At 64.3% G+C, this 23,552-nt stretch carries 22 protein-coding genes; 14 read left to right on the forward strand and 8 right to left on the reverse strand.

All coding sequences use genetic code 11. From position 1 onward, the window contains the following. Window positions 1-48 precede the first annotated feature (48 nt). Entirely contained in the window at window positions 49-1,161 is a 1,113-nt protein-coding gene (locus tag ACK2VC_RS10470) for a GGDEF domain-containing protein (RefSeq protein ID WP_486730287.1), read from the forward strand. On the opposite strand, the gene ACK2VC_RS10475 is transcribed toward ACK2VC_RS10470, so the two are convergent. From ACK2VC_RS10475 to ACK2VC_RS10500, 6 genes are all read right to left on the reverse strand, one after another. Then, complete coding sequence (locus tag ACK2VC_RS10475) at window positions 1,101-2,030, reverse strand: lysophospholipase (protein ID WP_486730288.1); 930 nt, start codon at window positions 2,028-2,030, stop codon at window positions 1,101-1,103. The genes ACK2VC_RS10470 and ACK2VC_RS10475 overlap by 61 nt on opposite strands. Beyond that, complete coding sequence (locus ACK2VC_RS10480) at window positions 2,030-2,371, reverse strand: DUF1840 domain-containing protein (protein WP_486730289.1); 342 nt, start codon at window positions 2,369-2,371, stop codon at window positions 2,030-2,032. Before ACK2VC_RS10480 ends, ACK2VC_RS10475 begins: the two co-directional genes overlap by 1 nt. A 76-nt stretch (window positions 2,372-2,447) precedes the next feature. Beyond that, window positions 2,448-2,987: a hypothetical protein gene (locus ACK2VC_RS10485; RefSeq protein WP_486730290.1), complete on the reverse strand. Its 540-nt coding sequence runs from the start codon at window positions 2,985-2,987 to the stop codon at window positions 2,448-2,450. A 34-nt stretch (window positions 2,988-3,021) separates the two neighbouring features. Continuing rightward, window positions 3,022-3,966, reverse strand: coding sequence for a DMT family transporter (locus tag ACK2VC_RS10490; protein WP_486730291.1), 945 nt, complete (start codon window positions 3,964-3,966; stop codon window positions 3,022-3,024). Window positions 3,967-4,318: 352 nt separating this feature from the next. After that, window positions 4,319-5,842 (reverse strand): YifB family Mg chelatase-like AAA ATPase, encoded by a 1,524-nt coding sequence (locus ACK2VC_RS10495; RefSeq protein ID WP_486730292.1) that lies wholly within the window; start codon window positions 5,840-5,842, stop codon window positions 4,319-4,321. Window positions 5,843-5,959: 117 nt separating this feature from the next. Then, window positions 5,960-6,199 carry an accessory factor UbiK family protein gene (locus tag ACK2VC_RS10500; protein WP_486730293.1) on the reverse strand — a complete coding sequence of 80 codons (240 nt, stop codon included), beginning with the start codon at window positions 6,197-6,199 and terminating at the stop codon, window positions 5,960-5,962. A 237-nt stretch (window positions 6,200-6,436) separates the two neighbouring features. Between ACK2VC_RS10500 and ACK2VC_RS10505 the strand changes: the two genes are divergently transcribed. The 11 genes from ACK2VC_RS10505 to ACK2VC_RS10555 all read left to right on the forward strand — a co-directional run bounded on the left by ACK2VC_RS10505 (window position 6,437) and on the right by ACK2VC_RS10555 (window position 17,559). Beyond that, on the forward strand, window positions 6,437-7,228 hold the full coding sequence (locus ACK2VC_RS10505) for a TorF family putative porin (RefSeq protein WP_486730294.1): 792 nt from the start codon (window positions 6,437-6,439) through the stop codon (window positions 7,226-7,228). A gap of 35 nt (window positions 7,229-7,263) precedes the next feature. Continuing rightward, the gene (locus ACK2VC_RS10510) at window positions 7,264-7,602 is read left to right on the forward strand and encodes a P-II family nitrogen regulator (protein WP_486730295.1); all 339 of its coding nucleotides are present in this window, start codon (window positions 7,264-7,266) and stop codon (window positions 7,600-7,602) included. A 28-nt stretch (window positions 7,603-7,630) separates the two neighbouring features. Continuing rightward, window positions 7,631-8,998 carry an ammonium transporter gene (locus ACK2VC_RS10515; protein WP_486730296.1) on the forward strand — a complete coding sequence of 456 codons (1,368 nt, stop codon included), beginning with the start codon at window positions 7,631-7,633 and terminating at the stop codon, window positions 8,996-8,998. A gap of 200 nt (window positions 8,999-9,198) precedes the next feature. Then, complete coding sequence (gene gshA / locus ACK2VC_RS10520; protein WP_486730298.1) at window positions 9,199-10,497, forward strand: glutamate--cysteine ligase; 1,299 nt, start codon at window positions 9,199-9,201, stop codon at window positions 10,495-10,497. A 246-nt stretch (window positions 10,498-10,743) separates the two neighbouring features. Beyond that, entirely contained in the window at window positions 10,744-11,682 is a 939-nt protein-coding gene (gene gshB / locus ACK2VC_RS10525) for a glutathione synthase (RefSeq protein ID WP_486730299.1), read from the forward strand. Window positions 11,683-11,786: 104 nt separating this feature from the next. Next, a complete protein-coding gene (locus tag ACK2VC_RS10530) occupies window positions 11,787-12,194 on the forward strand; it encodes a PTS sugar transporter subunit IIA (RefSeq protein WP_486730300.1) in 408 nt (135 codons plus the stop codon). Between the two features lie 47 nt (window positions 12,195-12,241). Further along, window positions 12,242-12,511 (forward strand): HPr family phosphocarrier protein, encoded by a 270-nt coding sequence (locus ACK2VC_RS10535; protein ID WP_486730301.1) that lies wholly within the window; start codon window positions 12,242-12,244, stop codon window positions 12,509-12,511. Between the two features lie 50 nt (window positions 12,512-12,561). After that, window positions 12,562-14,316 (forward strand): phosphoenolpyruvate--protein phosphotransferase, encoded by a 1,755-nt coding sequence (gene ptsP / locus ACK2VC_RS10540; protein WP_486733217.1) that lies wholly within the window; start codon window positions 12,562-12,564, stop codon window positions 14,314-14,316. 222 nt (window positions 14,317-14,538) lie between these two features. Next, window positions 14,539-15,672 (forward strand): homoserine O-succinyltransferase MetX, encoded by a 1,134-nt coding sequence (metX, locus tag ACK2VC_RS10545; RefSeq protein ID WP_486730302.1) that lies wholly within the window; start codon window positions 14,539-14,541, stop codon window positions 15,670-15,672. Further along, complete coding sequence (gene metW, locus ACK2VC_RS10550; protein WP_486730303.1) at window positions 15,669-16,271, forward strand: methionine biosynthesis protein MetW; 603 nt, start codon at window positions 15,669-15,671, stop codon at window positions 16,269-16,271. The genes metX and metW overlap by 4 nt, the downstream gene beginning before the upstream one ends. Before the next feature lie 34 nt (window positions 16,272-16,305). After that, on the forward strand, window positions 16,306-17,559 hold the full coding sequence (locus ACK2VC_RS10555; protein ID WP_486730304.1) for an AmpG family muropeptide MFS transporter: 1,254 nt from the start codon (window positions 16,306-16,308) through the stop codon (window positions 17,557-17,559). Window positions 17,560-17,686: 127 nt separating this feature from the next. On the opposite strand, the gene ACK2VC_RS10560 is transcribed toward ACK2VC_RS10555, so the two are convergent. After that, window positions 17,687-19,069, reverse strand: coding sequence for a diguanylate cyclase (locus tag ACK2VC_RS10560; RefSeq protein ID WP_486730305.1), 1,383 nt, complete (start codon window positions 19,067-19,069; stop codon window positions 17,687-17,689). Between the two features lie 103 nt (window positions 19,070-19,172). Continuing rightward, the gene (locus ACK2VC_RS10565) at window positions 19,173-19,952 is read right to left on the reverse strand and encodes an exodeoxyribonuclease III (protein WP_486730306.1); all 780 of its coding nucleotides are present in this window, start codon (window positions 19,950-19,952) and stop codon (window positions 19,173-19,175) included. Between the two features lie 136 nt (window positions 19,953-20,088). Here ACK2VC_RS10565 and pyrE point away from each other — a divergent pair, with 136 nt between their 5' ends. Both pyrE and ACK2VC_RS10575 read left to right on the forward strand, forming a co-directional pair. Then, window positions 20,089-20,772 carry an orotate phosphoribosyltransferase gene (gene pyrE, locus ACK2VC_RS10570; RefSeq protein WP_486730307.1) on the forward strand — a complete coding sequence of 228 codons (684 nt, stop codon included), beginning with the start codon at window positions 20,089-20,091 and terminating at the stop codon, window positions 20,770-20,772. 117 nt (window positions 20,773-20,889) lie between these two features. Beyond that, window positions 20,890-23,544, forward strand: a complete 2,655-nt coding sequence (locus tag ACK2VC_RS10575) for a bifunctional diguanylate cyclase/phosphodiesterase (RefSeq protein ID WP_486730308.1) — start codon at window positions 20,890-20,892, stop codon at window positions 23,542-23,544. Window positions 23,545-23,552 lie beyond the last annotated feature (8 nt).

Consider the following 23,552-nt stretch of genomic DNA (forward strand, 5'->3'; position numbering starts at 1 on the left):
TGTTTACTGTACCGTTACTAAAATTATTGCTGTAAATAAACTATATCTATGCTATTCACTCTTCCCAGTCAGGCCAGTATTGCCCGCAACTGGCACTTGTACCTGTATCGGCTTGCGCTGCCGCTGCTGGTGATATGGGGGATGGCACGGGCATGGCAAGCCGGCGACCGGCTGGATCTGTTCGCCGGCGCGCTGACGGCGGCACTGTTCTTGATGCTGTGGGGAGCGACCTGGTTGCCCGGCCCGCAGGCGCCGCGCCTGCGCCACGTCGATATCGGCGTCTCGCTGATGGTCTGGGCCTCGCTCGGCAGTGTCCTGCTGCAGGTGGCGCTGCTGCCGACGCCAGCCAGTCTCGACACGCTGGCCGCCTACCTGTATTGGGCGCCGTTGCTGGCGGTGTACTGGGGTATGGTGTTTCATGACCAGCGCCGTTTCGGGTTGGGCCAGGTCGCACTGTACTACGCGACCTTCCTGATCATGGATGCGGGCGTGCTGCGGCCGATCGGCAAGAGCCTGTTTCCGTTCGGCACGGTCCTGGCGGTGGCGCAGGCGGTGGTGGTACTGGTACTGGTGGCCATTTTCAGTACGCTGCATGCGCAGATGATTGAAAACGAAGCCTTGTTCCAGCGCGCCGAACACCGCGCCAATCACGATGAGTTGACCGGCTTGTTGAATCGGCGCACGTTTTCCCAGCACTTGCCGACCCTGGTGCGCCGTGCCGGCGAAAAGAACCTCGACCTGTCGCTGATGCTGATCGATTTCGATCACTTCAAATCGATCAACGACCGCTACGGTCACAGCGTCGGCGACCAGATGCTGACACAGGTGGCGGGGCTGTTCGAGCTGGGTCTGCGCGTCGACGACTTGCTGTATCGCTGGGGCGGCGACGAATTTGCCGTCATCATGCGCGATACCGATACCGACACCGCCTACAAGATCGCGGAACGGCTGCGGCAAAAGATCGAGAAATTCAATTTCGGGCTGGAACAGGCCATCACCATTTCGGTCGGAGTGGCCAGCCTGCGCGCCGACGAATCGCACAAGGACTTGTTCCGGCGCGCCGATGAGGCGATGCTATCGAGCAAGCAGGGCGGCCATAATCAGGTGGAAATCGCCGCCCATGCCGGCGCTGTCCCCGCCAACCCGGCCGCCGCCGTCTGAGGCGCGAAACCCTGCGCCGCCAGCCAGGCATGGGTGTCGTCGAATACCCGTTCGGCGCCGCGCTCGTTGAAAATCTCGTGGTAGAAGTCGTCGTAGACACGCAGCGTGCCAAGCCCGGGCGCCAGCTTGGGGAAGAAGGCGCGGCTGCCGTTGGCGTCGACCAGCCGGTCGTCGCCGGCCACCAGCATTAGCGTCGGAATATCCAGCGTCCGCGCCCGCGCTTGCGCAAACTCGATCGCGTCCAGCATGCTGCGCAACAGCCGTGCGCTGATTTTTGCATGCACCAGCGGGTCCTGCTTATAAGCCGTTTCGACCGCCGGGTCGTGCGACAGGTAGCGGGTTTGCAGGCCGTTTGGCACGCCCAGGCCGGGCGCGGCCGCGGCCAGGATCTTGAGCAGGGTTTTCTGGCCGCCGGACAGCGGCAACGCCAGCGCCGGCGACGACAGGATCAGGCCGGAGAGCGGCGCCGTCTGGGCAGTGGCAAAGCGCGCCGCGAACAGGCCGCCCATGCTGTGCCCGAACAGCAGCGGCAAATGGCCGCTGGCGGCGGCCTCGCCTCCCGGCTGCATGAAATCATCCAGCACCAGTCGGGCGTCGCGCACGATGGCTGCGTCATCCGGCACATCGCCGCGCGCGCCGCCGGAGCGCCCGTGGCCGCGATGGTCGTAGCCGCGCACGACGTACCCGCGCTGATTGAAAAAGCGTGCCACGTGGGCGTAGCGGCCGCAATGTTCGCCCAGTCCGTGCATCAGCATGACGGCGCCGGCCGTCACCATGCCGGCCGGCAGCGGCCAGTCGCGTACGAAGAGCGGCGTGCCGTCGGCCGCCGTCAGCATTTTTTCACGCGCCGGAGCGCCGGCAGCCGCCATCAGATACCCCAGGCGACATTGACGCCGCCCTTCTTGGCTTCGCGCAGCATCGCCAGCAGCGGATAGGCGCGCGCCGCGAAACTGACATAGTCGGCATGCTCCTCGCCTTCGGCGCCAGGCTCGCCTGGTTGATTGCCGGTCTCGCGGTGCAAGCCTTCGGCTGCCATCTGGTTGCGCGACTCGCCGAGCACGGTTTCCAGCACGTCCAGCGCCGGCCCCAGTTCGGCCACGGTGATGACGCCGCGTTTGACGTCCTTGTGCAGCAGATCCAGGATGCGCTTTGCATGCTGCTCGTACATCAGAACATCGGCGGCGGCCTTGGATTTGAAGGTGATGAGCATAGAGCCTCCGTGTGGATGACGAAAATGGCAACTGTATAACTAGAATAACCCGCGTCGGCGCCGACTGCCAGCGCTCTCAATCGACTTTGAACGAGCTCAAGAAAGTATCGACCGCCTCGTGCGAAACCGCGCTTTCCGGCCCCAGCACGACCGCCTGATACACGCGCCGGTCGCGCGCCACGAAGCGCGCGACCAGTAGCGGCGCACTCCCCGCGCTGCCGTGCGCCGGCAGCGCGCCGCCAGCTTCGAGGTCGATCCGGCGACTGCTGCCGGAAGCGCTACTCTCCTCGTGGCGCACGCTGCCGCCGATGTTGTTGAGCATCGCCTCGCGCATCGCCTCCAGCGCGCTGCCGGCGCTGGCTGCATCGGCCAGTTCGGCGCTGCCGACCGCAAAGGCGACGCCATCGACTTCGGCCGCGGTCATCGTCATCGTTGCCTGGATGCCATTCAGATTGACCGGGCGCGACAGCGTGGCCGGCTTGGCCGGCAGCAACACCGAAAACGGCGCGTTGCTGCCGTGCACTTCGCGCCAGTCGTAGTGTGGGGCGCAAGCCGCGAAGAGCAGGCCGGCGATGCCGGCGGTTGCGGCGCGGCGCCAGTTGAACGTGTTTGACATGGATGCCATGGTAGCAGGCCGGTTCAATCCGGTTCTAATGCGGCGGCGCGCGGAACAGGCGCACGCCCAGCACCACGCCGGCGCACAGGAGCGCGATCCCGGCCAGCGCCTGCGCCGACGGCAGCACGCCGCGCCACAGGAACGCATACAACAAGGCCGACAGCGTTTCGAATACGATCAACTGGCCGGCCAGCGTGGTGGGCAGGCGCTGGCTGGCGCGGTTCCACAGCAGCGTGCCGAGCCAGGAGGCGAGCAGGCCGATCACCAGCATCAGGCCGACGAAGCGCAGCGGTTGCGGTCCCAGCGGGAAAGCATAGGCGCCGCCGCTGAGGCCGTTGTACAAGCCGTAGCCGGCCAAGCCAAGCAGCGCCAGCGGCAGCGTCGCCAAGCCCTGCGCGGTGGCCCAGGTCGAGGAGCCGATGTGCGGATGCGCTTTCATGTGGCGCGCATTCATGATCGGATACCAGGTCCAGGCAGCCACCGCGCCCAGCGCGATCGCGCAGCCCAGCGCATAGTCGGTCAGCGTCCGGCTGCCGTCGAAGGCGCGCAGCTCGCTGGCATTCACCAGCAGCAGGCCGGACAGGATGATCGCCAGCGATGGCGCCAGCCGCCGCCAAGCCACGCTGTCGGAGGGATGGCCGGGAGCCAGGTTGGAGCAGATGGCGATCACCACCGGCAGGGTGCCGATCAGCATGGTCGGCAGCGGTGCGTCCGCCAACTGAATGGCGGAGGCCAGCGCCGCGTAGTACAGCAGATTGCCCACCAGCGCCAGTTTGAAGGCGACCAGCCAGTCGGCCCTCGACAAGCGCGCGATGCGCTTGCGGTCGAACACCGCCGGCGCCAGCGCGATCAGGCCGAAGGCGAAGTAGCGGCCGAACGACAGCATGGCGGCCGGATAATCCGCCAGCATCAGCGGTGCCACGAACACCAGGCCCCACAGCAGGCCGGCGCCGAGCGCGCAGAGAAAGCCGATCAGCATCGCCAGCCGGCGCCAATCGATGCCGCCGGGAGTGCCTTCGGCCGCCTCTTATACTCCCTGTGATATAAAGTTTTATCGCTCTTTATGTCTGCGAAGTTTATATATACTGCCTTGAAATACGTATTCATCTGATTTTTGGGTGGCGGCTTCCGTGCCGGGTGCGAGCCGGGATTAGAACATGATTTTCTCGCCGTCAATGGCAGGTCCGGCTGGCATGCCGAGCGAGGGCGATTGCGCGCATGCATCGCTGCCGCGAAAGCGGCGACACCTACCCGGTCAGCTATCACGGCCTGCACCGCAGGCTGCGCCGTCCGACGGCACCATGCCGCGCGTTACCGATGTCTCGACGGCGTCAGCGCTCGCGCAGCGCGCGCCGGTACTGGATTGCCTCGCCGATATGCAGGACGCCGATGCCGGCGCTGCCGTCCAGATCGGCGATCGTGCGCGCCACCTTCAAGACCCGGTGATAGGCACGCGCCGACCAGTTCAGGCGCGTCATGGCGCCGCGCAGCAGCTGTTCGCCGGCGGCATCCGGCCGGCACAGCGCGTCCAGTTCGGTGGTCGAGAGCAGGTGGTTGGCCTTGCCCTGGCGCTGCAATTGGCGCGCATGCGCCTGGGCCACGCGCGCCGCGATGGCTGCCGACGGCTCGCCGTCGGCCTGTTTTTGCATATCGTCGTGCGCCAGCGCGCCGACCTGGATCTGCATGTCGATGCGGTCCAGCAACGGCCCGGAAATCCGGTCCTGATAGCGCGCAATCTGATCCGGCGTGCAGCGGCACTGGTTGGCGGCGTGGCCCAGATAGCCGCACGGGCAGGGATTCATCGCCGCGATCAACTGGAAGCGGGCCGGAAAGTCGGCCTGGCGCGCCGCGCGCGAAATCGTGATGCGGCCCGATTCCAGCGGCTCGCGCAGCACTTCCAGCACCTTGCGGTCGAATTCGGGCAATTCGTCCAGGAACAGCACGCCGCAATGCGCCAGCGAAATTTCGCCGGGACGCGGAATGCCGCCGCCGCCCACTAGCGCCACGCCGGAGGCGGTGTGATGCGGCGCGCGGAACGGCCGCCGCTTCCAGCGCGCGCTGGAAAAACCCGAAGAAAGCGACTGCACCGCGGCCGACTCCAGCGCCTCCTGGTCGGTCATCGGCGGCAGGATGCCGGCAAAACGCGTCGCCAGCATCGACTTGCCGGTGCCCGGCGGGCCGATCAGCAGGATGCTGTGGCCGCCGGCGGCCGCTACTTCCAGCGCCCGCTTGGATGGCAATTGCCCTTTCACTTCGCTGAAATCAGGGCCGCTCGGTGGGTCTACCAACGGCCGCGCGGTATGCCGCGTCAGCCTGGCCGTGCCGTCCCTGGCGGCGAAGTGGGCGCATACCTGCAGCAACGAGTCGGCCGGGAAAATGCTGGCCTCGCGCACCAGCGCCGCTTCTTCGGCATTCGCGCGCGGCAGGATGAAAGCCGGCCGGCGGCCGTTGGCGCCAGGCGCGCGATGCATCGCGAAGGCCATTGCCAGCGCGCCCCGGATCGGTCGCAGTTCACCCGACAGCGACAATTCGCCGGCGAATTCGTAGTCGCCCAGTTCGTCGGCCGGCATCTGCTGCGAAGCCGCCAGGATGCCGAGCGCGATCGGCAGATCGAAGCGGCCCGATTCCTTCGGCAAATCGGCCGGCGCCAGGTTGACGGTGATGCGCCGCGCCGGAAATTCGAAGTGCGCATTTTGCAGCGCCGCGCGCACCCGGTCCTTCGATTCCTTGACTTCGGTTTCCGGCAAACCGACGATGGTGAACGACGGCAAGCCGTTGGCCAGATGGATTTCAACCGTGACTTGCGGCGCCTCCATGCCGGCCAACGCCCGGCTTTTCAGGACCGCGAGACTCATCGGCAAGGGCGCGCCGCGCGCATGCGGGTTAGGCGAATCCTGTCGACGCCGTTGCCAAGTGTCAGGGTCACGATCTGGTCTTTCAGTAGCGGTTCGACGCCAAGGCTGGCGCCGCGCCTATTTCCCGGCCTGGATTTCCAGTTCCGCCACGCGCGCTTCCAGGTCTTCCAGCTTGGCGCGGGTTTTTGCCAGCACTTGCGCTTGCACTTCAAATTCTTCGCGCGTCACCAGGTCGAGCTTGGCGAAGCCCGAGTTCAGCATCGCCTTGACGTTCTTTTCAAGGTCCTTGGCCGGGGAGTTTTCAATCACCTTGTTGATTTTGGCCTGCATGTCGTCGAAAAAATTGGGCTTGTCCATAGCGTTCCTTTCCATTGCTGGTCGTCCTTGCGCCGGCACCGGGACGGTGCGTTTTTGGGGCCGGCCCGCTGCATTCTGGTGCGCGATTCACCGCGCACTGCCATCCAACCCGCATCGGGCCATGCGATGGGGCAAAAACCTACGCGCGGCCGCCGGCTGCGGCTGGCACGTCTCCTGCTAATCCTAGCCTGAAACCCCAGCTTCAGCCATGTTTTCACACCGTCCAAGGGGAGTCTGATGAAAAAACCGCTCTTCACCGCCGCTTTGCTGGCCGGGTTCAACCTGTCCGTTTCCGCCCAGACAGTTCCTGCCGAGCCGGCCCAACCGGCCACCCCAGCCGCGCCGCTGAGTGTCAACCTGACCGTGGTCAGCGACTACCGTTTTCGCGGGCTGTCGCAAAGCTTTCGGCAGCCGGCGCTGCAGGGCGGCTTCGATTACGCCCATCCCAGTGGTTTGTATGTCGGCAACTGGAATTCCAGCGTCAGCGGCAACCAGTATAACAATGGCGCCGGTCTCGAAATGGACTTCTATGGCGGCTACAAGTTCGAACCGGTCAAGGACGTCATGGCCGACATCGGTCTGCTGTACTACTACTACCCGGGAGCCTCGATCGGCAGCAGCGGCGAGAAATACAACAATGGCGAGCTGTATTTCGGCTTCGGCTATCGCTGGTTTTCCGTCAAGTACAGTTATGGCCTGACCGACTTTTTCGGCCTGAATGCGCGCTCGGGCGGGGCCAACGGCGGCTCAAGGGGTTCCGGCTATCTCGACCTGAACGCGAATTTTGAGGTCGCCGACAAGACCACGCTGACCCTGCACGCCGGGCGCCAGACCGTGCGCCATTACGGCCAGCTCAACTACACCGATTACAAGCTCGGCGTCGCGCGCGACTTTGGCTTCGCCACGCTGGGGCTGGCGTTGGTCGGCACCAATGCCGATCGCGCCTGGTACATCGTCACCGATGGTGCCGGCAACACCAAGGACATTGGCGGCACCACGGCCGTGCTGTCCCTTTCCAAAACGTTTTAAGCGCTCTTTTAAACATATCTGCGCAGGAGGCTGACATGAAACTGATTACCGCGATCATCAAACCGTTCAAGCTGGACGAAGTGCGCGAAGCCCTGTCGGAGATCGGCATACCGGGCATTACGGTGAGCGAGGTCAAGGGCTTCGGTCGCCAGAAAGGGCATACCGAGCTGTATCGCGGTGCCGAATACGTGGTCGATCTGCTGCCCAAGACCAAGATCGAAGCGGCGGTCGAGGATGCCGTGGTGGAGCATGCGGTGGAGGCGATCCAGACCGCGGCGCGCACCGGCAAGATCGGCGACGGCAAGATTTTCGTCACGGCGCTGGAGCAGGTGGTGCGGATTCGCACCGGGGAAACCGGCAAGGAAGCGCTCTGACATCCAATCGTACCCAAGAGGAAACAATATGAAAAATCTGCTCGCATCCTTCATCCTGGGGTTCGGACTGTTGCTGGGCGGCGCCGCCCTGGCGCAGACGCCGGTCCCGACCCCGGCGGAAAGCACGGCAACCGCACCGGTCGCCGCAGCCGTCGCTCCTGCCGCTACCGCGGCGGCCAAGCTGGATGGCGGCGACACCGCCTGGATGCTGACCTCGACCATGCTGGTGATCCTGATGACCATCCCCGGACTGGCGTTGTTTTACGGCGGCCTGGCGCGCTCCAAGAACATGCTGTCGGTGCTGGTGCAGGTGTTCGTGATCTTTGCGCTGATCAACCTGCTGTGGGCGATTTACGGCTACAGCCTGGCCTTTGGCGGTACTGGCCAGTTCGTCGGCGGCTTCGGCAAACTGTTCCTGAAGGGGGTTGCGCCGGAGTCTCTGTCGGCGGCGCTGCCGACCATTCCGGAATATGTGTTCATCGCCTTCCAGGCCACCTTCGCGGCGATCACGGTGGGACTGATCGTCGGCTCGTTTGCCGAGCGCATCCGGTTTTCCGCGGTGCTGCTGTTTGCCATCCTCTGGTTTACCTTCAGCTACGTTCCGATGGCGCACATGGTGTGGGGTGGCGGCTGGCTGGCGCAGGATGGCGCGCTCGATTTTGCCGGCGGCACCGTGGTGCACATCAATGCCGGCGTGGCCGGCCTGGTGGGCGCCTTCGTGCTCGGCAAGCGCATCGGCTTTGGGCGCGAAGCGTTCACCCCGCACAGCCTGACCCTGACCATGGTCGGCGCCTCGCTGCTGTGGGTCGGCTGGTTCGGCTTCAATGCCGGTTCGGCCGGCGCCGCCAACGGCGTCGCCGGTCTTGCCTTCATCAACACCATGCTGGCGACCAGCGCCGCCACGCTGTCCTGGATCGGCGGCGAGGCGCTGATCAAGGGCAAGGCGTCGATGCTGGGCGCCGCCTCCGGTGCCGTCGCCGGCCTGGTGGCAGTGACGCCGGCGGCCGGCTTCGTCGGCCCGATGGGCGCGATCGTGCTGGGGCTGCTGGCCGGACTGGTCTGTTTGTGGGGCGTCGGCGGCCTGAAGAAGCTGCTGGGCGCCGACGATGCGTTCGACGTGTTCGGGGTGCATGGGGTGGGCGGCATCCTTGGCGCCATCCTGACCGGCGTGCTGGCGGCGCCGGCCTTGGGCGGGACGCAGGGCCCCGATTTTGTCATCGGCCATCAGCTCTGGGTGCAGGTCAAGAGCGTGCTGGTGACGATCGCCTGGTCGGGCGTGGCGGCCTTCATTGCCTACAAGCTGGTGGATCTGCTGATCGGCCTGCGCGTGGGCGAAGAGCACGAGCGCGAAGGGCTGGATATTGCCAGCCACGGCGAATCGGCTTATCACTACTAGCCTCAAATTTTGCGAAAAAGACAGAAAACGCTCCCGCCCGGAGCGTTTTGTGCGTTGGCACTTTAAAACCCCGGATTCGCCCTGATCTGAATTGCATTGGCACGCTGATTTGTCCCCGCCCCTCGTCGCGCAATCGACGATGGGTGGGAATTGCCGTTAGAATCGGCGTCAATTCCTGTGCAGTTCAATCAAAGGTTTGTATGGTTCCGCATCTCGTCACCGCCCTGAATGGCCCGCTACTCGAGCTGGAAAAGAAGATTCTGGATGCGACGCCGGCCATCGAGCGCTGGTTCCGGCTCGAATGGCAGGAGCACACGCCGCCGTTCTATTGCTCGGTCGATTTGCGCAACGCCGGCTTCAAGCTGGCGCCGGTGGATACCAACCTGTTTCCCGGCGGCTTCAACAACCTGGCGCCGGAAATGCTGCCGCTGGCGGTGCAGGCGGCGATGGCGGCGATCGAAAAATATTGTCCGGACGCCAAGAACCTGCTGCTGATTCCCGAGCGCCATACGCGCAACTCGTTTTACCTGCAAAACATCGCGCGCCTAGTGCAGATCTTCCGCCAGACCGGCTTGAACGTGCGGCTCGGTTCGCTCGACGAGGACCTGGCCGAGGCGACCCCGATCCATCTGCCGGACGGCAGCACGCTGATGCTGGAGCCGCTGGTGCACCTGGCCGGCGGACGCCGGCTGGGCCTGAAGAATTTCGATCCCTGTACCATCCTCTTGAACAACGACCTGTCGTCAGGAATTCCGGCGGTGCTGGAAAATCTGCATGAACAGAATGTGCTGCCGCCGCTCCATGCCGGCTGGGCGGTGCGGCGCAAGAGCAACCACTTCGCCGCCTACGACGAAGTGGTGAAGAAGTTTGCCAAGATGATCGATGTCGACCCGTGGATGCTGAATCCGTTCTTCGCCAAGTGCGGCGAAGTGGATTTCCAGCACCACAGCGGCGAGCAGTGCGTGGCGGCCAGCGTCGACTCTCTGTTGACCAAGATCCGCAAGAAATATCGCGAATACGGCATCAAGGAAACGCCGTTCGTGATCATCAAGGCCGATGCCGGCACCTACGGCATGGGCATCATGACGGTGACCGACGGCAGCCAGGTGAAAGACCTGAACCACAAGCAGCGCAGCAAGATGTCGGTGATCAAGGAAGGGGTGGCGGTGTCGGAAGTGATCGTGCAGGAAGGCGTGCATACCTTCGAGCGCATCAACGACGCCGTCGCCGAGCCGGTGGTCTACATGATCGACCGCTACGTGGTCGGCGGCTTCTACCGCGTGCACGCCGAGCGTGGCGTCAACGAAAACCTGAATGCGCCGGGCGCCCACTTCGTGCCGCTGGCCTTCGCCCAGCAGCACGCGCTGCCGGATCTGCACGCCAAGCCGGGCACCGCCGCGCCCAACCGTTTCTACATGTACGGCGTGGTGGCGCGGCTGGCGCTGTTGGCGGCGTCGCTGGAGCTGGAAAAGACCGATCCGAATCCGGAAATATATTAATCATTGCGGGACAGAGTTTGTGAGACGCGTAGGCGGCGAGCTACTCTGTCCCCAACCAATCAGAGCAGAGCTTGAGCAAGATTGGCTCCCGCAGAAAGACTGGTTGGGCAACCGCCAAACGCCACTAGGCTCCCGCCTGCGCGGGAGCGACAAAATTAATAGTGGAGTATGCTGAAGAAACAGCGGAACGACGTCCGAAATTATTGCATATGACATGGAGTATATGATTCTCCCCCAAGCCCAACTATGAAAATCGCCTTCCTCGCCGATCCGCTCGCCAGCTTCAAGACCTACAAGGACACCACCTACGCCATGATGGCCGAGGCCGGTCGCCGTGGCCACGAGCTGTACGCATTCGAGCAGGGCGACCTGGCGCTGGAGCGCGGCGAGGTGGTCGCCAATGCGCGGCGGGTTACCCTGACCGGCGACACCGGCGACTGGTACCGCGCCTCGGAAGCGGCGCCGACGCGGCTGGCCGGGTTGGACGCGATCCTGCTGCGCAAGGATCCGCCGTTCGACATGGAATATGTCTACACCACCTATCTTCTGGAGCGCGCCGAGGCGCAGGGCGTACGGGTGGTCAACCAGGCGCTGGCGGTGCGCAACCACAACGAGAAGCTGGCGATCGCCGAATTCCCGCAATTCGTGGTGGAGACCGTGGTCACGCGCGACGAGCGGCGCCTGCGGGCCTTCCATGCCGAGCACCGCGACCTGATCTTCAAGCCGCTGGACGGCATGGGCGGCACCGGGATTTTCCGTGTCCGCGAAGACGAATTGAATCTGGGCGCGATCATCGAGACGCTGTCCGACAACGGGCGGCGCATGATCATGGCGCAGCGCTTCATCCCCGAAGTGGCGGCGGGCGACAAGCGCATCCTGCTGATCGGCGGCCAAGTAGTGCCGTATTGCCTGGCGCGCATTCCGCAAGGGACCGAAGTGCGCGGCAACCTGGCCGCCGGCGGCGTCGGCGTGGCGCAGCCGATCTCGGCGCGCGACCGCGAAATCGCCGAAACGCTGGCGCCGATCCTGGCGCAGCGCGGATTGTTGCTGGTAGGATTGGACGTGATCGGCGATTACCTGACCGAAGTCAACGTCACCAGCCCGACCTGTTTCCAGGAAATCAAGCAGCAGACCGGCTTCGATGTCGCCGCCATGTTCATCGACGCGCTGGAAGCGGCGTGCTGATGTTGGCGCGCAGCGCGCCGGCGAAGAATGCATAATGATGGGCGCCGGATTCCGGGCCGGGGCGCGCAGGCGCCAGGCCAGCCGGTGACTGACACTTCAAGGCTATGGTTGGCATTCTTCTTTTGACCCACGCGCCGCTGGGGGAAGCGTTCCTGGCCGCGGCCGCGCACGTGTTCCGCGTCTGCCCGGCACGGATCGAGGCACTCGACGTGCGGCCCGACCAGGACCCGGCCGAAGTCCGGCGCCTGGCGCAGGCGGCGGTGGCGCGTCTGGACGACGGCAGCGGCGTGCTGGTGCTGACCGATGTGATGGGCGGCACGCCGTCCAACTGCAGCGACGCCATCGCCGTCGCCGGCAAGGTCGAGGTGATCGCCGGCCTGAGCCTGCCGATGCTGCTGCGCGCCATTACCTATCGCAACGACACGCTGGAAGTGGCGGCGCAAATGGCGCTGGCCGGCGGCCAGGCGGGCGCGCTGCGGGTCGATCACCGGATCCGCTTGTCGATCAGCTAGCGGCCGCGGCCGGAGGGTTTATTGGCACTCGTTAAAAAAACTACAATATGATTCAGCAAGAAACCGAAATCATCAACAAACTTGGGCTGCATGCCCGCGCCTCCGCGAAACTGACGCAGTTGGCGGCGCAATTCGACAGCGAAGTCTGGATGACGCGCAATAGCAAGCGGGTGAATGCGAAATCGATCATGGGCGTGATGATGCTGGCCGCCGGCCGCGGCTCGACCGTGACGCTGGAGGCTTCCGGCGCCGATGAAGCCGAATGCGTGGCGGCGCTGGCGGCGCTGATTGCAAGGAAATTTGACGAAACCGAATGACGGCGGGCCCGGGCGGGGCCGGCATGCAGACGCAACCCAGACTGAACTCGATGGCATCCTTCACGCTACATGGCATTCCGGTTTCGCGCGGGATCGCGATTGGACGGGCGCACCTGCTGGCGCCGGCGGCGCACGAGATCAAGCACGAACTGGTGAGCGAAGCCGAGGTGGAAACCGAGGTCCAGCGCCTGAAGAGCGCGATCGCCGCGGTGCAGAAGGAATTGCAGACGATCTGGAAAGAGCTGCCGCCCGACTCTCCGGCTGAACTGGCCGCTTTCATCGACGTCCATGCGCTGATCCTGTCGGACCCGATGGTGGCCGAATCCACCGTGAACATCATCCGCCGCCGCCGCTACAACGCCGAATGGGCGCTGCAGACCCAGATCGGCGAGCTGTCGGCGCAGTTCGACGAAATCGAGGACGCCTACCTGCGCGAGCGCAAGGTCGATATCCAACAGGTTGGCGAACGGGTGCTGAAAGTGCTGGTCGGCACGGCCCACGCACTGCCGAAAAAAGACCTCGACGGCGACGAGGCGGCGGCGCACGTGATCGTCGTCGCGCACGACATTTCTCCGGCCGACATGCTGCAATTCCGTAGCCGCGCCTTTTCCGGTTTCGTCACCGACCTCGGCGGACAGAATTCGCATACCGCGATCGTCGCCCGCAGCCTCGACATTCCGGCCGCGGTCGGCATGGACAATGCGTCGGCCCTGATCCAGGACGACGACTGGCTGATCATCGACGGCGATGCCGGCGTCGTCATCGTCGATCCGCCGCCGCTGGTGCTGGAGCAGTACCGCGAATGGCAGGCGCGCCTGCTGCGCACCCGCAAGAAGCTCGGCAAGCTGAAAAAGACCGCCAGCGTCACGCGCGACGGCACGCCGATCACCTTGCTGGCGAATATCGAGCTGCCGGAGGATTGCGCGGCGGCGATGGAAGTGGGCGCCGCCGGCATCGGCCTGTTCCGCTCTGAATTCCTGTTCATGGGCCGCATCGGCCATACCCACAAACTGCCCTCCGAGGACGAGCAGTTCGAGGCTTACCGCAAGGCGGTGGTGGCGATGAAGGGGCGGCCGGTGACGATCCGCACCATCGACATCGGCGCCGACAAGCCATTCGATAGCGCCGAGCACACCGCGCAAAATCCGGCGCTGGGCCTGCGCGCAATCCGCTATTGCCTGGCCGAGCCGCAAATTTTCCAGGCGCAATTGCGCGCCATCCTGCGCGCTTCGGCCTTCGGCCCGGTCAAGCTGTTGATCCCGATGCTGGCGCACGCGTTCGAGATCGACCAGGCGCTGGCGCAAATCGAGCACGCCAAGGCGCAACTGCGAGTGGCCGGCAAGAAATTCGATCCGTTGCTCCAGGTCGGCGCCATGATCGAGGTGCCGGCAGCGGCGCTGGCGCTGCCGATGTTCGTCAAGCGCATGGATTTCCTGTCGATCGGCACCAACGACCTGATCCAGTACACGCTGGCGGTCGATCGAGTCGATCATGAGGTCGCGCATCTGTACGACCCATTGCATCCGGCCATCTTGCATCTGCTGTCGCTGGTGATCGCCGGCGGCAGGAAAGCCGGCATTCCGGTCTCGCTGTGCGGCGAAATGGCCGGCGACACGCGCCTGACGCGGCTGTTGCTGGGCATGGGCCTGCTGGAATTCTCGATGCATCCGTCGCAGTTGCTGGCGGTGAAACAGGAGATTCTGAATAGCGATTTGGGGTCGCTGACGCAGCAGACCAGGAAGATATTGCGCGCCACCGAGCCGGATGCGATCGGCGAGGCGGTCGGCATGCTCGCCAACCTGTGACGGCGGACGGCCGGATGTGGCCGTTTGACGCTGCCCGGCGACTTGGTTATTCTTACGCTTTGCGCCGATTTGATACCAGCTTGCGGGCGCCTTGATAAATACGGCTAAAGCGTGCTTGAAGTGCAGGCATCGTCTAGCCCGACCAGCGGATTGCAGTCGGGCTTTTTCAATTCAGGCAGCGGCCGCGTTGCAGCAGTCCCCATCCGGCTTGACCAGGAACGTATGTCCATTGGAACCGTAGCACCCCAGACCATGCATTTTTCGACCCCGCTGCCACTGCAAAGCGGGGCGTCGATCGCCGATTACACGCTGGTGTATGAAACCTACGGCAGCCTGAACCCCGAACGCAGCAACGCGGTGCTGGTGTGCCACGCGCTGAACGCGTCGCACCACGTGGCTGGCACCTACGCCGGCGAGCCGAAAAGCGCCGGCTGGTGGGACAACATGGTGGGCCCCGGCAAGGCGCTCGACACCAATAAGTTTTTCGTGATCGGCATCAACAACCTCGGTTCCTGTTTCGGCTCCACCGGGCCGATGCACACCGATCCGGGCACCGGCAAGCCGTACGGCGCCAATTTCCCGGTGGTGACGGTCGAGGACTGGGTGCATGCGCAGGCGCGGCTGGCCGACGCGCTCGGCATCGGCCAGTGGGCGGCGGTGATGGGCGGCTCGCTGGGCGGGATGCAGGCGCTGGCCTGGAGCTTGCTGTATCCAGAGCGACTGCGCCACTGCGTGGTGATCGCCTCGACCGCCAAGCTGTCGGCGCAAAACATCGCCTTCAACGACGTCGCACGGCAGGCGATCCTGTCCGATCCGGATTTTCACGGCGGCGACTACTACGCGCATGGCGTGGTGCCGAAAAGCGGCTTGCGGGTGGCGCGCATGATCGGCCACATCACCTACCTGTCGAACGACGATATGGCGGAAAAATTCGGCCGCGATCTGCGCAATGGCGGCTACCAGTTCGGCTTCGGCATCGATTTCGAGATCGAATCCTACCTGCGCTACCAGGGCGAGAAATTTTCCGAATATTTCGATGCCAACACCTATCTGCTGATCACCAAGGCGCTCGATTATTTCGATCCGGCGCGCGCCTTCGACGGCGACCTGACCAAAACGCTGGCCGCCACCCGGGCCGATTTCCTGCTGGTGTCGTTTTCCACCGACTGGCGCTTTTCGCCGGCCCGCAGCCACGAGATGGTGCAGGCGCTGGTCAACAACCGGCGCCGCGTCACCTATGCCGAAATCGACGCGCCGCACGGGCACGATGCCTTCCTGCTGGAAGACCCGCGCTACATGAGCGTGATCCGCACCTATTACGACCGGGTGTGGCAGGAACTCGGGAGACAGGCATGAATTTCCGCGAACTCAGCCGCCTGCGGCCCGACCTCGCCTTCATCGCGCACTGGGTCGGCGCGCGCTCGCATGTGCTCGATCTCGGCTGCGGCGACGGCGTCATGCTCGACTATCTGCGCAGCGACAAGGGCTGCACCGGCTACGGCGTCGAAATCGACGACGACAAGATCCCGCTGTGCGTGGCGCGCGGGGTGTCGGTGATCCAGCAGGACCTAGAGGCGGGGCTGGCGATCTTCGCCGACAACGCCTTCGATACCGTGCTGTGCCTGTCGGCGCTGCAGATGATGAAGGATGTCGAAGGCATCCTGCGCGACATCGCCCGCGTCGGGCGCGAGGCGATCGTCTCGTTCCCGAATTTCGGCTACTGGCCGCACCGGCTGGCTCTGCTCGGCGGCCGCATGCCGGTCTCGAAATCGCTGCCCTACGAGTGGTACGACACGCCCAACCTGCGCTGCGCGACGATTCCGGATTTCGAGCAACTGGCCAACGAGGTCGGGCTGGAAGTGCTGGAGCGGGTCGCGCTGGACGACGGCCGGCAGGTGACGCTGCTGCCGAACTGGCGCGGCAGCCTGGCGATCTTCCGCCTCAAGAAAAGATAATTTTCCGCACTCTACCGACCATCGGGACGCCGCAATGCCACTGCAAAGCTATCTCAACCGCCGCATCCTGATCTGCGTCTTCCTCGGCTTCACCTCCGGCCTGCCGCTGTTCATTCTCTTGAGCCTGCTGCAGGCCTGGCTCGCCAAGTCCGGCCTGAACGTCAAGGCGCTCGGCTTGTTCGCGCTGGTGATGTTCCCCTACACCTGGAAATTCCTGTGGTCGCCCTTGATGGATCGCTACCATTTCGGCTCGCTCGGGCGCCGGCGCGGCTGGATGGCGCTGACCCAGGTACTGCTGTTCTTTTCGATCGGCGGCATGGGCATGCTCGATCCGCAGACGCAGGTGGGGTTGATCGCCTTCGTGGCATCGACGGTGGCGTTCCTGTCGGCCAGCCAGGACATCGTGATCGACGCCTACCGGCGCGAACTGCTGGAAGACAACGAGCAGGGGCTGGGCAGCGCGGTGCACGTCAACGCCTACCGCGTGGCCGGCATGGTGCCGGGCGCGCTGTCGCTGATCCTGGCCGACCTGATGGCGTGGCAGGCGGTATTCTGGATTACCGCCGCGTTCATGCTGCCGGGCTTGGTCTGCACGCTGCTGATCAGGGAGCCGGCGGTGTATGGATCTCCGCCGAAAAACCTGCGTGAGGCAGTGGTATTGCCGTTTCGCGAATTCATCGCGCGTGGCGGCTGGGCCAACGCGCTGTGGATCCTCGGCTTCATCTTCCTGTACAAGCTGGGCGACTCGATGGCCACCGCTCTGGCCACCAAGTTCTATCTCGACCTCGGCTTCACGATGACCCAGATCGGCGTGATCGCCAAGACCACCGGCTTCTGGGCCAGCCTGGTCGGCGGCCTGCTGGGCGGAGTCTGGATGATCCGTATCGGCATCAATCGCGGCCTGTGGATTTTCGGCGTGGTGCAGGCGGTGGCGATCCTCGGCTTCGCCTGGCTGGCGCAGGTCGGCGCCGATCCGCTGGTGCTGGCGCTGGTGATTGGCTTCGAGGCATTCGGCGTCGGCGTCGGCACCGCTGCCTTCGTCGCCTACATCGCCACTGCCACCGATCCGCGCTATACCGCCACCCAGTTCGCTCTGTTCACCAGCCTGGCGGCGGTGCCGCGCACCTTCATCAATTCCTCGGTCGGCTACATCGTCGACCAGACCGGCTGGTTCAATTTCTTTCTGATCTGCTTCGCGTTGGCGCTGCCGGGCATGCTGCTGCTGCCGAAAGTGGCGCCGTGGAGCCAGCCGAAGCCGGCGCTGGCTGACGGCGCGGTTCGTCATTAGCGGGAGTATACAGGAAAATAGCGCAATTCCGCCGGTATTCAGGGCGGGTTTTAAAATACTCCATCTGGCATGGAAGCGGCCCGGCGACCGTCGGCAAATCCTCCGGCAAGGCCGCACCGCCGCCTTGCTATTCTTCGGCTTCCACCACGCAATTGCGCCCGCCATGCTTGGCGCGGTACAGCGCATCGTCGGCGCGGCGCAGCATGCGCTTGTAGTCGGGATGGCCGTTGTACAGGGCCAGGCCGACGCTGATGGTAACCGTCAGGCTGCGCTCCTGCGGCAGGCGGAAACTTTCGCTTGCAATCTGCTGGCGCAGTTTTTCCGCGGCCTTGCGCGCGCGCTGCTGGTCGACATCGACCAGCAACAGCAGAAATTCCTCGCCACCCAGGCGGAAAATATAATCGCCGCCGCGGCTGCTGTTGGCGAGCAGCACCGCGACCTGCTGCAGCACCATGTCGCCGGCTTCATGGCCGTAGCTGTCGTTGACCTGCTTGAAGTGGTCGATGTCGATCGCGAGAATGGCGAAGCTGGCGCCGCGCTGGCGCGCGTAACTCACTTCCTTGCGCAGCACCACCGGCAGGAATTTGCGGTTCAACAGGCGTGTCAGGACGTCGCGTCCGGCTTCCAGTTCGTTGTTCTGCTGGAACAGCGCATCGAGATGAAAGGCGATGGTCCTGGCCTGTTCGCGCAATTCGCGCAGGTGCTGCACGCGCTCGTCCTCGCCGGGGCGCGCGGGCAGGTCGAACACCGGCAGCAGCACCGCGTCGACATGGTCGATCGCCTGCAGGATGAGGTCGGTTTCGGCGGCGCCCTGGAACGCATGCGCGCCCTTGTGGCGAAACCACAGGCCGAACTCGGCTGAGCCGAGGCGCGGCAGGCGAGACGCCCCCTGGCCGACCGCCAGTTCGAACATCAGGTGGTTTTCCCAGTCCAGCAGCGCGGCGCGCTGGCGCTCGCGTTCGGTCGCAACGTCCTGCACCACCGAAAACAGCCGGTACGCCTCCGCCGCGCGCGAATTGCGGTCGTGCGAGCTGGAATAGGCGTGGCTCATGATTTCCATCGCGAAGTCGATCACGTCGTGCACCAGGCGGGCGGCGTCGGTGCGCTCGGCCTCCTTAAGTTCCTGGTCGGCGTCCAGCAATTCGTAGAATTTGTACTTCAGGCTGCGGGTGCCGCGCAGGACCAGGTGCACCGGCACGTCGATGCGTGCATGCACTTCGCCGATCTGCATCTGGCGCGCTACCACCGGCTGCAAGTCGTCCTCCGGGCCGGCGGCAAACGCGGCCGCCACCCAGCGCTGCATCGAGCCGTGCAGCCGGTCTTGCACCTGTTCGTGCGAGAGCAGCTTGGACGCCGCCGAGTCTTGCAGCATCTGCTGGTAGAAATGGCTGGCCAGTGCTTCCCGGTGCTCCTCGGCCAACACCCGCACGCGCTGCAGGACATGGCTCGTAAAGCGGAGCAGCAGACGCCGCCAATCGGCGGCCATCTGTTCGGTGGAAAGTTGGGTCATGCTGCGATCCTGTCGCCGGCAAGGCGTGTCGGTTGAAGGAGGGAGAATTTTTTGCAACCGGCATTCTATTGCATGGCGCGGCGGCCGGCTTGGCCCGAAACGGCTAGCGGCTGTTGTCGTAGTCCACCGTCAGCGGCGCATGGTCGGAAAAGCGCGTTTCCTTGTAGACGCCAGCCTGGGAGGCGGATTGCGCAATTCCGGGAGTGGCGATCTGATAATCGATGCGCCAGCCGACGTTCTTGGCCCAGGCCTGGCCGCGGTTGCTCCACCAGGTGTAGGCCTCGCCGGTGGCATCCGGATACAGCGTGCGATAGACGTCGACCAGCCCGACCTCGTCGAACACGCGCGACAGCCAGGCGCGCTCTTCCGGCAGGAAGCCGGAATTTTTCTGGTTGCTCTTCCAGTTCTTGAGGTCGATCTGCTGGTGCGCGATGTTCCAGTCGCCGCAGATGACGATCTCGCGGCCGCTGTTTTTCAGCGCCAGCAGGTGCGGCAGGAAAATTTCCATGAAACGGAATTTGGCTTCCTGCCGTTCCGGGCTGGAGGAGCCGGATGGGCAGTACAGCGAAATCACCGTCAGCGCGCCGAAGTCGCATTCGACGTAGCGGCCCTCGGCGTCGAATTCCGGATTGCCGAAACCGATGATCACGTTCCTGGCCGGCGTGCGGCTATAGAGGCCGACGCCGGAATAGCCCTTCTTTTCGGCGTAGTGGAAATAGCCGTGGTAGCCGGCCGGCGCCAGGAATTGCGGCGCCATGTCGGTAGCCTGCGCTTTCAGTTCCTGCACGCAGACGACGTCGGCATTCTGCGCCGGCAGCCACTCGAAGAAACCCTTTTTGGCAGCGGAGCGGATACCGTTCAGGTTGGCGGAAATGATTTTCATCGGTGTCGCAAGGTAAAAGTCAGGCCGGCTAGGATACCCGATTGCGCCCGCGTGTTGCGGAAGCCATAAAATAGCGCTGCCGCGCCGGCGCCAGCCTGGCGCATTCCTGTCTGTGCAACCACCATCGAGGTCGAACTTGAGCAACCTACGCCAACAATTCATCGCCTTTTCCGTCGCCGCCGGCGTGTTGCGCTTCGGCGAATTCGTGACCAAGGCCGGCCGCAATTCGCCCTATTTCTTCAACGCCGGCCTGTTCAACGACGGCGCCTCGCTGGGGCGGCTGGCGGATTTCTATGCGCGCACGCTGGCCGCTTCCGGACTGCAGTTCGACATGCTGTTCGGTCCCGCCTACAAGGGCATCACGCTGGCCTCGGCCACCGCGGTGGCGCTGGCGCAGCAGGGGCGCAACGTGCCGTTCGCTTTCAACCGCAAGGAGGCCAAGGACCACGGCGAGGGCGGCAGCGTGGTCGGCGCGCCGCTGACCGGCCGGGTGGTGATCGTCGACGACGTGATCTCGGCCGGCACCTCGGTGCGCGAATCGGTCGAGATCATCCGCGCCGCTGGCGCCACGCCGTGCGCAGTGTTGATCGCACTCGACCGCATGGAGCGCTCCGGGCGCGACGGCGCGCTGTCAGCCGGCTCGGCGGTGCAGGAAGTCAGTGCGCTGTATGGGATGCCGGTGATTGCCATCGCCAACCTGGACGATTTGCTGGAATATATCGCCGCTGCCGGCGCCGGCTCACAACTGGCGCAATATCAGGCGGCGGTGGCCGCTTATCGCCAACGTTATGGAATCGGTAGCGGGGCGGCGGGAAGCTAGCCAAGCGAACGGTTGCCTACCGGTAACTGACAGGCTAGACTGAAGTCCGGCGCCACCGCATCGGCGGGCGCTGGCCTGGTCTTCACTGGGCGCCTGCAACCGATCGGAAAAATAACCATGGCAAGCATGAAACTGCCGCAGGACGGTGCGGCACGGGGACATTTGGCAGCGATTTACGCGGTTCTGAGCGCTACCAACGAGGCCCTGCTGCGCGCCACCAACGCTGACGAGTTGTACCAGAAAGTATGTGAAGCCGCGGTCGAGAGCGGCAAGTTCCTGGTGATGGCGGTGGCAATTCCAGACCCCGATACCGGCCGCATCCAGATCGTTGCCACCGCCGGCGCGCAATCGCGGCAACTAGGGGGCGGCATCGCGATTTCGGTGGTGGACGATACACCGCACGGCCAGGGGCTGGTCGGCAACGCATTCCGCGGCCGGCGCCCCTGTTTCAGCAACGATTTCCTGAATGATCCGCGCACCGCGCCATGGCGTGAAGTGGCCGTCAGCCAGGGCGTGCAGTCGGGCGCCGCCGTGCCGCTGCTGCGCGAGCAGCAGGTGCTGGGCGTACTGCTGTTTTATTCGGTCGAGAAAAACGCCTTCGAAGAAGAAACGCTGGGCCTGATCGAACGGCTGGCACGCAATGTCGCCTTTGCGCTGCAGAGCTTTGCGCGGGAAGACGAGCGCAGGCAGGCCGCGCAGGAGCAGCGCCTGGCCGAGGCCAAATACCGCAGGATTCTGGAAACCATCGAAGACGCCTATTACGAAGTTGACCTGAAGGGCAACATCGTCCAGTGCAACGGCGCTTTTTGCCGCCTGACCGGCTATTCCGAGAGCGAGATGGCGGGCAAGAACTATCGCGAAATCCAGCCACCCGAAACCGCCACTCGCGTGTTCGAAAATTTTAACGCCGTCTATCGCACGGGGATTGCAACTCCCAGCTTTGAATGGGAGATGCTGCACAAGAATGGCCATCTGGTGGTCGGCGAGGGCTCGGTGCAACTGGTGCGCGACGCCGCCGGCCACCCGATTGGTTTTGCCGGCATCCTGCGCGACGTCACCGAACGGCGCCAGATCGAACAGGCCTTGCGCGAGAGCGAAGCGCGTTTCCGCGCGCTGACCAACCTGTCGTCCGACTGGTACTGGGAGCAGGACGCCGAATTGCGCTACACACGGATGGAAAGCCGGTATACCACCAGCGATGCGGTGCAAAAGACCTTCATCGGCAAGCGGCCGTGGGAAACCGAGCTGGAGATGCATGCGCCCGGCGGCTGGGATGAGCACCGGTTGCAGTTGCTGGCGCACCAGCCGTTCCGCGACGCCATCATGTTTCGCCAACTGGCCGACGACACGCCGTATTACATCAGCGTGTCCGGCGAGCCGGTGTTCGACGGCGACAGCCGCTTCCTCGGCTATCGCGGCGTCTCGCGCGAAATCACCGACCAGAAAATCGCCGAGGCGCGCATCCAGCACCTGGCCACGCACGACAGCCTGACCGGGCTGCCGAATCGTGCGATGTTCAATCAGATGCTGAACCACGCTTTGTCGAGCGCGCAGCGCTACGAACGCCAGTGCGCGGTGTTGTTCATCGATCTGGATCGCTTCAAGTTCATCAACGACACGCTGGGCCACGTCGCCGGCGACCAGTTGCTGCAGGAAATCACCCGCCGCTTCAAGAAGGCGCTGCGCGCCAGCGATGTCGTGGCCCGCCTCGGTGGCGATGAATTCGTCGTGCTGATCCAGGAACTGGACGGCACCGAACAGGCCGCCACGGTTGCCCGCAAGCTGTTGTCGGCGGCGATCAAGCCGGTGATGCTGCTGGAACGCGAATGCCGGGTCACCGCCAGCATCGGCATCGCGCTTTATCCGGGCGACGGCGAGGATGAGCAGGCGCTGATGAAGAACGCCGACATCGCGATGTATTTCGCCAAGAGCGAAGGCAAGAATAATTTCCAGTTCTATTCGAGCAACATCACGTCGCAGACGCTGGAACGGCTGACGCTGGAAAACAACCTGCGGCATGCGATGGCCCGGGGCGAACTGGCCCTGCATTACCAGGCCAAGCGCGACCTGCAAAAGGGCACGATTACCGGGGTCGAGGCGCTGCTGCGTTGGGACAATCCGGAGCTGGGCTCGGTGTCGCCGGCGCAGTTCATCCCGGCCGCCGAGGAAACCGGCCTGATCGTCCCGATCGGCAAATGGGTGCTGCGCACCGCCTGCCTGCAGAACGTCGCCTGGCAAAAGCAGGGCTTGCCGCCGATCTGCATGGCGGTCAACCTGTCGGTGCGCCAGTTCAGCGACGAGGAATTGCTGTGCGACCTGGCCGAAATCCTGGCTGAAACCGGCATGGAGCCGAGCCTGCTGGAGCTGGAAATCACCGAAGGCATGGTGATCCAGAATCCGGCGCAGGCCATCAAGCTGCTCTCAGCCATCAAGCAACTGGGCGTGCGGCTGGCGATTGACGATTTTGGCACCGGCTACTCGTCGCTCGGCCAGCTGAAGAATTTTCCGATCGATACGCTGAAGGTGGATCGCTCCTTCATCCGCGATCTGGCCACCAACACCGAAGACAAGGCGATTACCGAAGCGATCATCGCCATGGGCAAGACGCTGTCGCTAACGGTGGTAGCGGAAGGGGTTGAAACGCAGGAGCAGGAAGCCTTCCTGCGCGCCCATGCCTGCGACGAAATGCAGGGTTATTACTTCAGCCGGCCGATTCCGGGCGATGAATTCGCGGCCCTGTTGCGCGGCCACGTGCCGGTGCCGGGGGAATAGGCGGCCGC

Source organism: Herbaspirillum sp. WTB6 (genome assembly GCF_057457785.1).

Bases quoted from the DNA above. Each gene is read 5' to 3' on its own strand.
- ACK2VC_RS10470 (WP_486730287.1), top strand. From the start codon at position 49: ATGCTATTCACTCTTCCCAGTCAGGCCAGTATTGCCCGCAACTGGCAC.
- ACK2VC_RS10475 (WP_486730288.1), bottom strand. From the start codon at position 2,030: ATGGCGGCTGCCGGCGCTCCGGCGCGTGAAAAAATGCTGACGGCGGCC.
- ACK2VC_RS10480 (WP_486730289.1), bottom strand. From the start codon at position 2,371: ATGCTCATCACCTTCAAATCCAAGGCCGCCGCCGATGTTCTGATGTAC.
- ACK2VC_RS10485 (WP_486730290.1), bottom strand. From the start codon at position 2,987: ATGTCAAACACGTTCAACTGGCGCCGCGCCGCAACCGCCGGCATCGCC.
- ACK2VC_RS10490 (WP_486730291.1), bottom strand. From the start codon at position 3,966: ATGCTGATCGGCTTTCTCTGCGCGCTCGGCGCCGGCCTGCTGTGGGGC.
- ACK2VC_RS10495 (WP_486730292.1), bottom strand. From the start codon at position 5,842: ATGAGTCTCGCGGTCCTGAAAAGCCGGGCGTTGGCCGGCATGGAGGCG.
- ACK2VC_RS10500 (WP_486730293.1), bottom strand. From the start codon at position 6,199: ATGGACAAGCCCAATTTTTTCGACGACATGCAGGCCAAAATCAACAAG.
- ACK2VC_RS10505 (WP_486730294.1), top strand. From the start codon at position 6,437: ATGAAAAAACCGCTCTTCACCGCCGCTTTGCTGGCCGGGTTCAACCTG.
- ACK2VC_RS10510 (WP_486730295.1), top strand. From the start codon at position 7,264: ATGAAACTGATTACCGCGATCATCAAACCGTTCAAGCTGGACGAAGTG.
- ACK2VC_RS10515 (WP_486730296.1), top strand. From the start codon at position 7,631: ATGAAAAATCTGCTCGCATCCTTCATCCTGGGGTTCGGACTGTTGCTG.
- gshA (WP_486730298.1), top strand. From the start codon at position 9,199: ATGGTTCCGCATCTCGTCACCGCCCTGAATGGCCCGCTACTCGAGCTG.
- gshB (WP_486730299.1), top strand. From the start codon at position 10,744: ATGAAAATCGCCTTCCTCGCCGATCCGCTCGCCAGCTTCAAGACCTAC.
- ACK2VC_RS10530 (WP_486730300.1), top strand. From the start codon at position 11,787: ATGGTTGGCATTCTTCTTTTGACCCACGCGCCGCTGGGGGAAGCGTTC.
- ACK2VC_RS10535 (WP_486730301.1), top strand. From the start codon at position 12,242: ATGATTCAGCAAGAAACCGAAATCATCAACAAACTTGGGCTGCATGCC.
- ptsP (WP_486733217.1), top strand. From the start codon at position 12,562: ATGGCATCCTTCACGCTACATGGCATTCCGGTTTCGCGCGGGATCGCG.
- metX (WP_486730302.1), top strand. From the start codon at position 14,539: ATGTCCATTGGAACCGTAGCACCCCAGACCATGCATTTTTCGACCCCG.
- metW (WP_486730303.1), top strand. From the start codon at position 15,669: ATGAATTTCCGCGAACTCAGCCGCCTGCGGCCCGACCTCGCCTTCATC.
- ACK2VC_RS10555 (WP_486730304.1), top strand. From the start codon at position 16,306: ATGCCACTGCAAAGCTATCTCAACCGCCGCATCCTGATCTGCGTCTTC.
- ACK2VC_RS10560 (WP_486730305.1), bottom strand. From the start codon at position 19,069: ATGACCCAACTTTCCACCGAACAGATGGCCGCCGATTGGCGGCGTCTG.
- ACK2VC_RS10565 (WP_486730306.1), bottom strand. From the start codon at position 19,952: ATGAAAATCATTTCCGCCAACCTGAACGGTATCCGCTCCGCTGCCAAA.
- ACK2VC_RS10575 (WP_486730308.1), top strand. From the start codon at position 20,890: ATGGCAAGCATGAAACTGCCGCAGGACGGTGCGGCACGGGGACATTTG.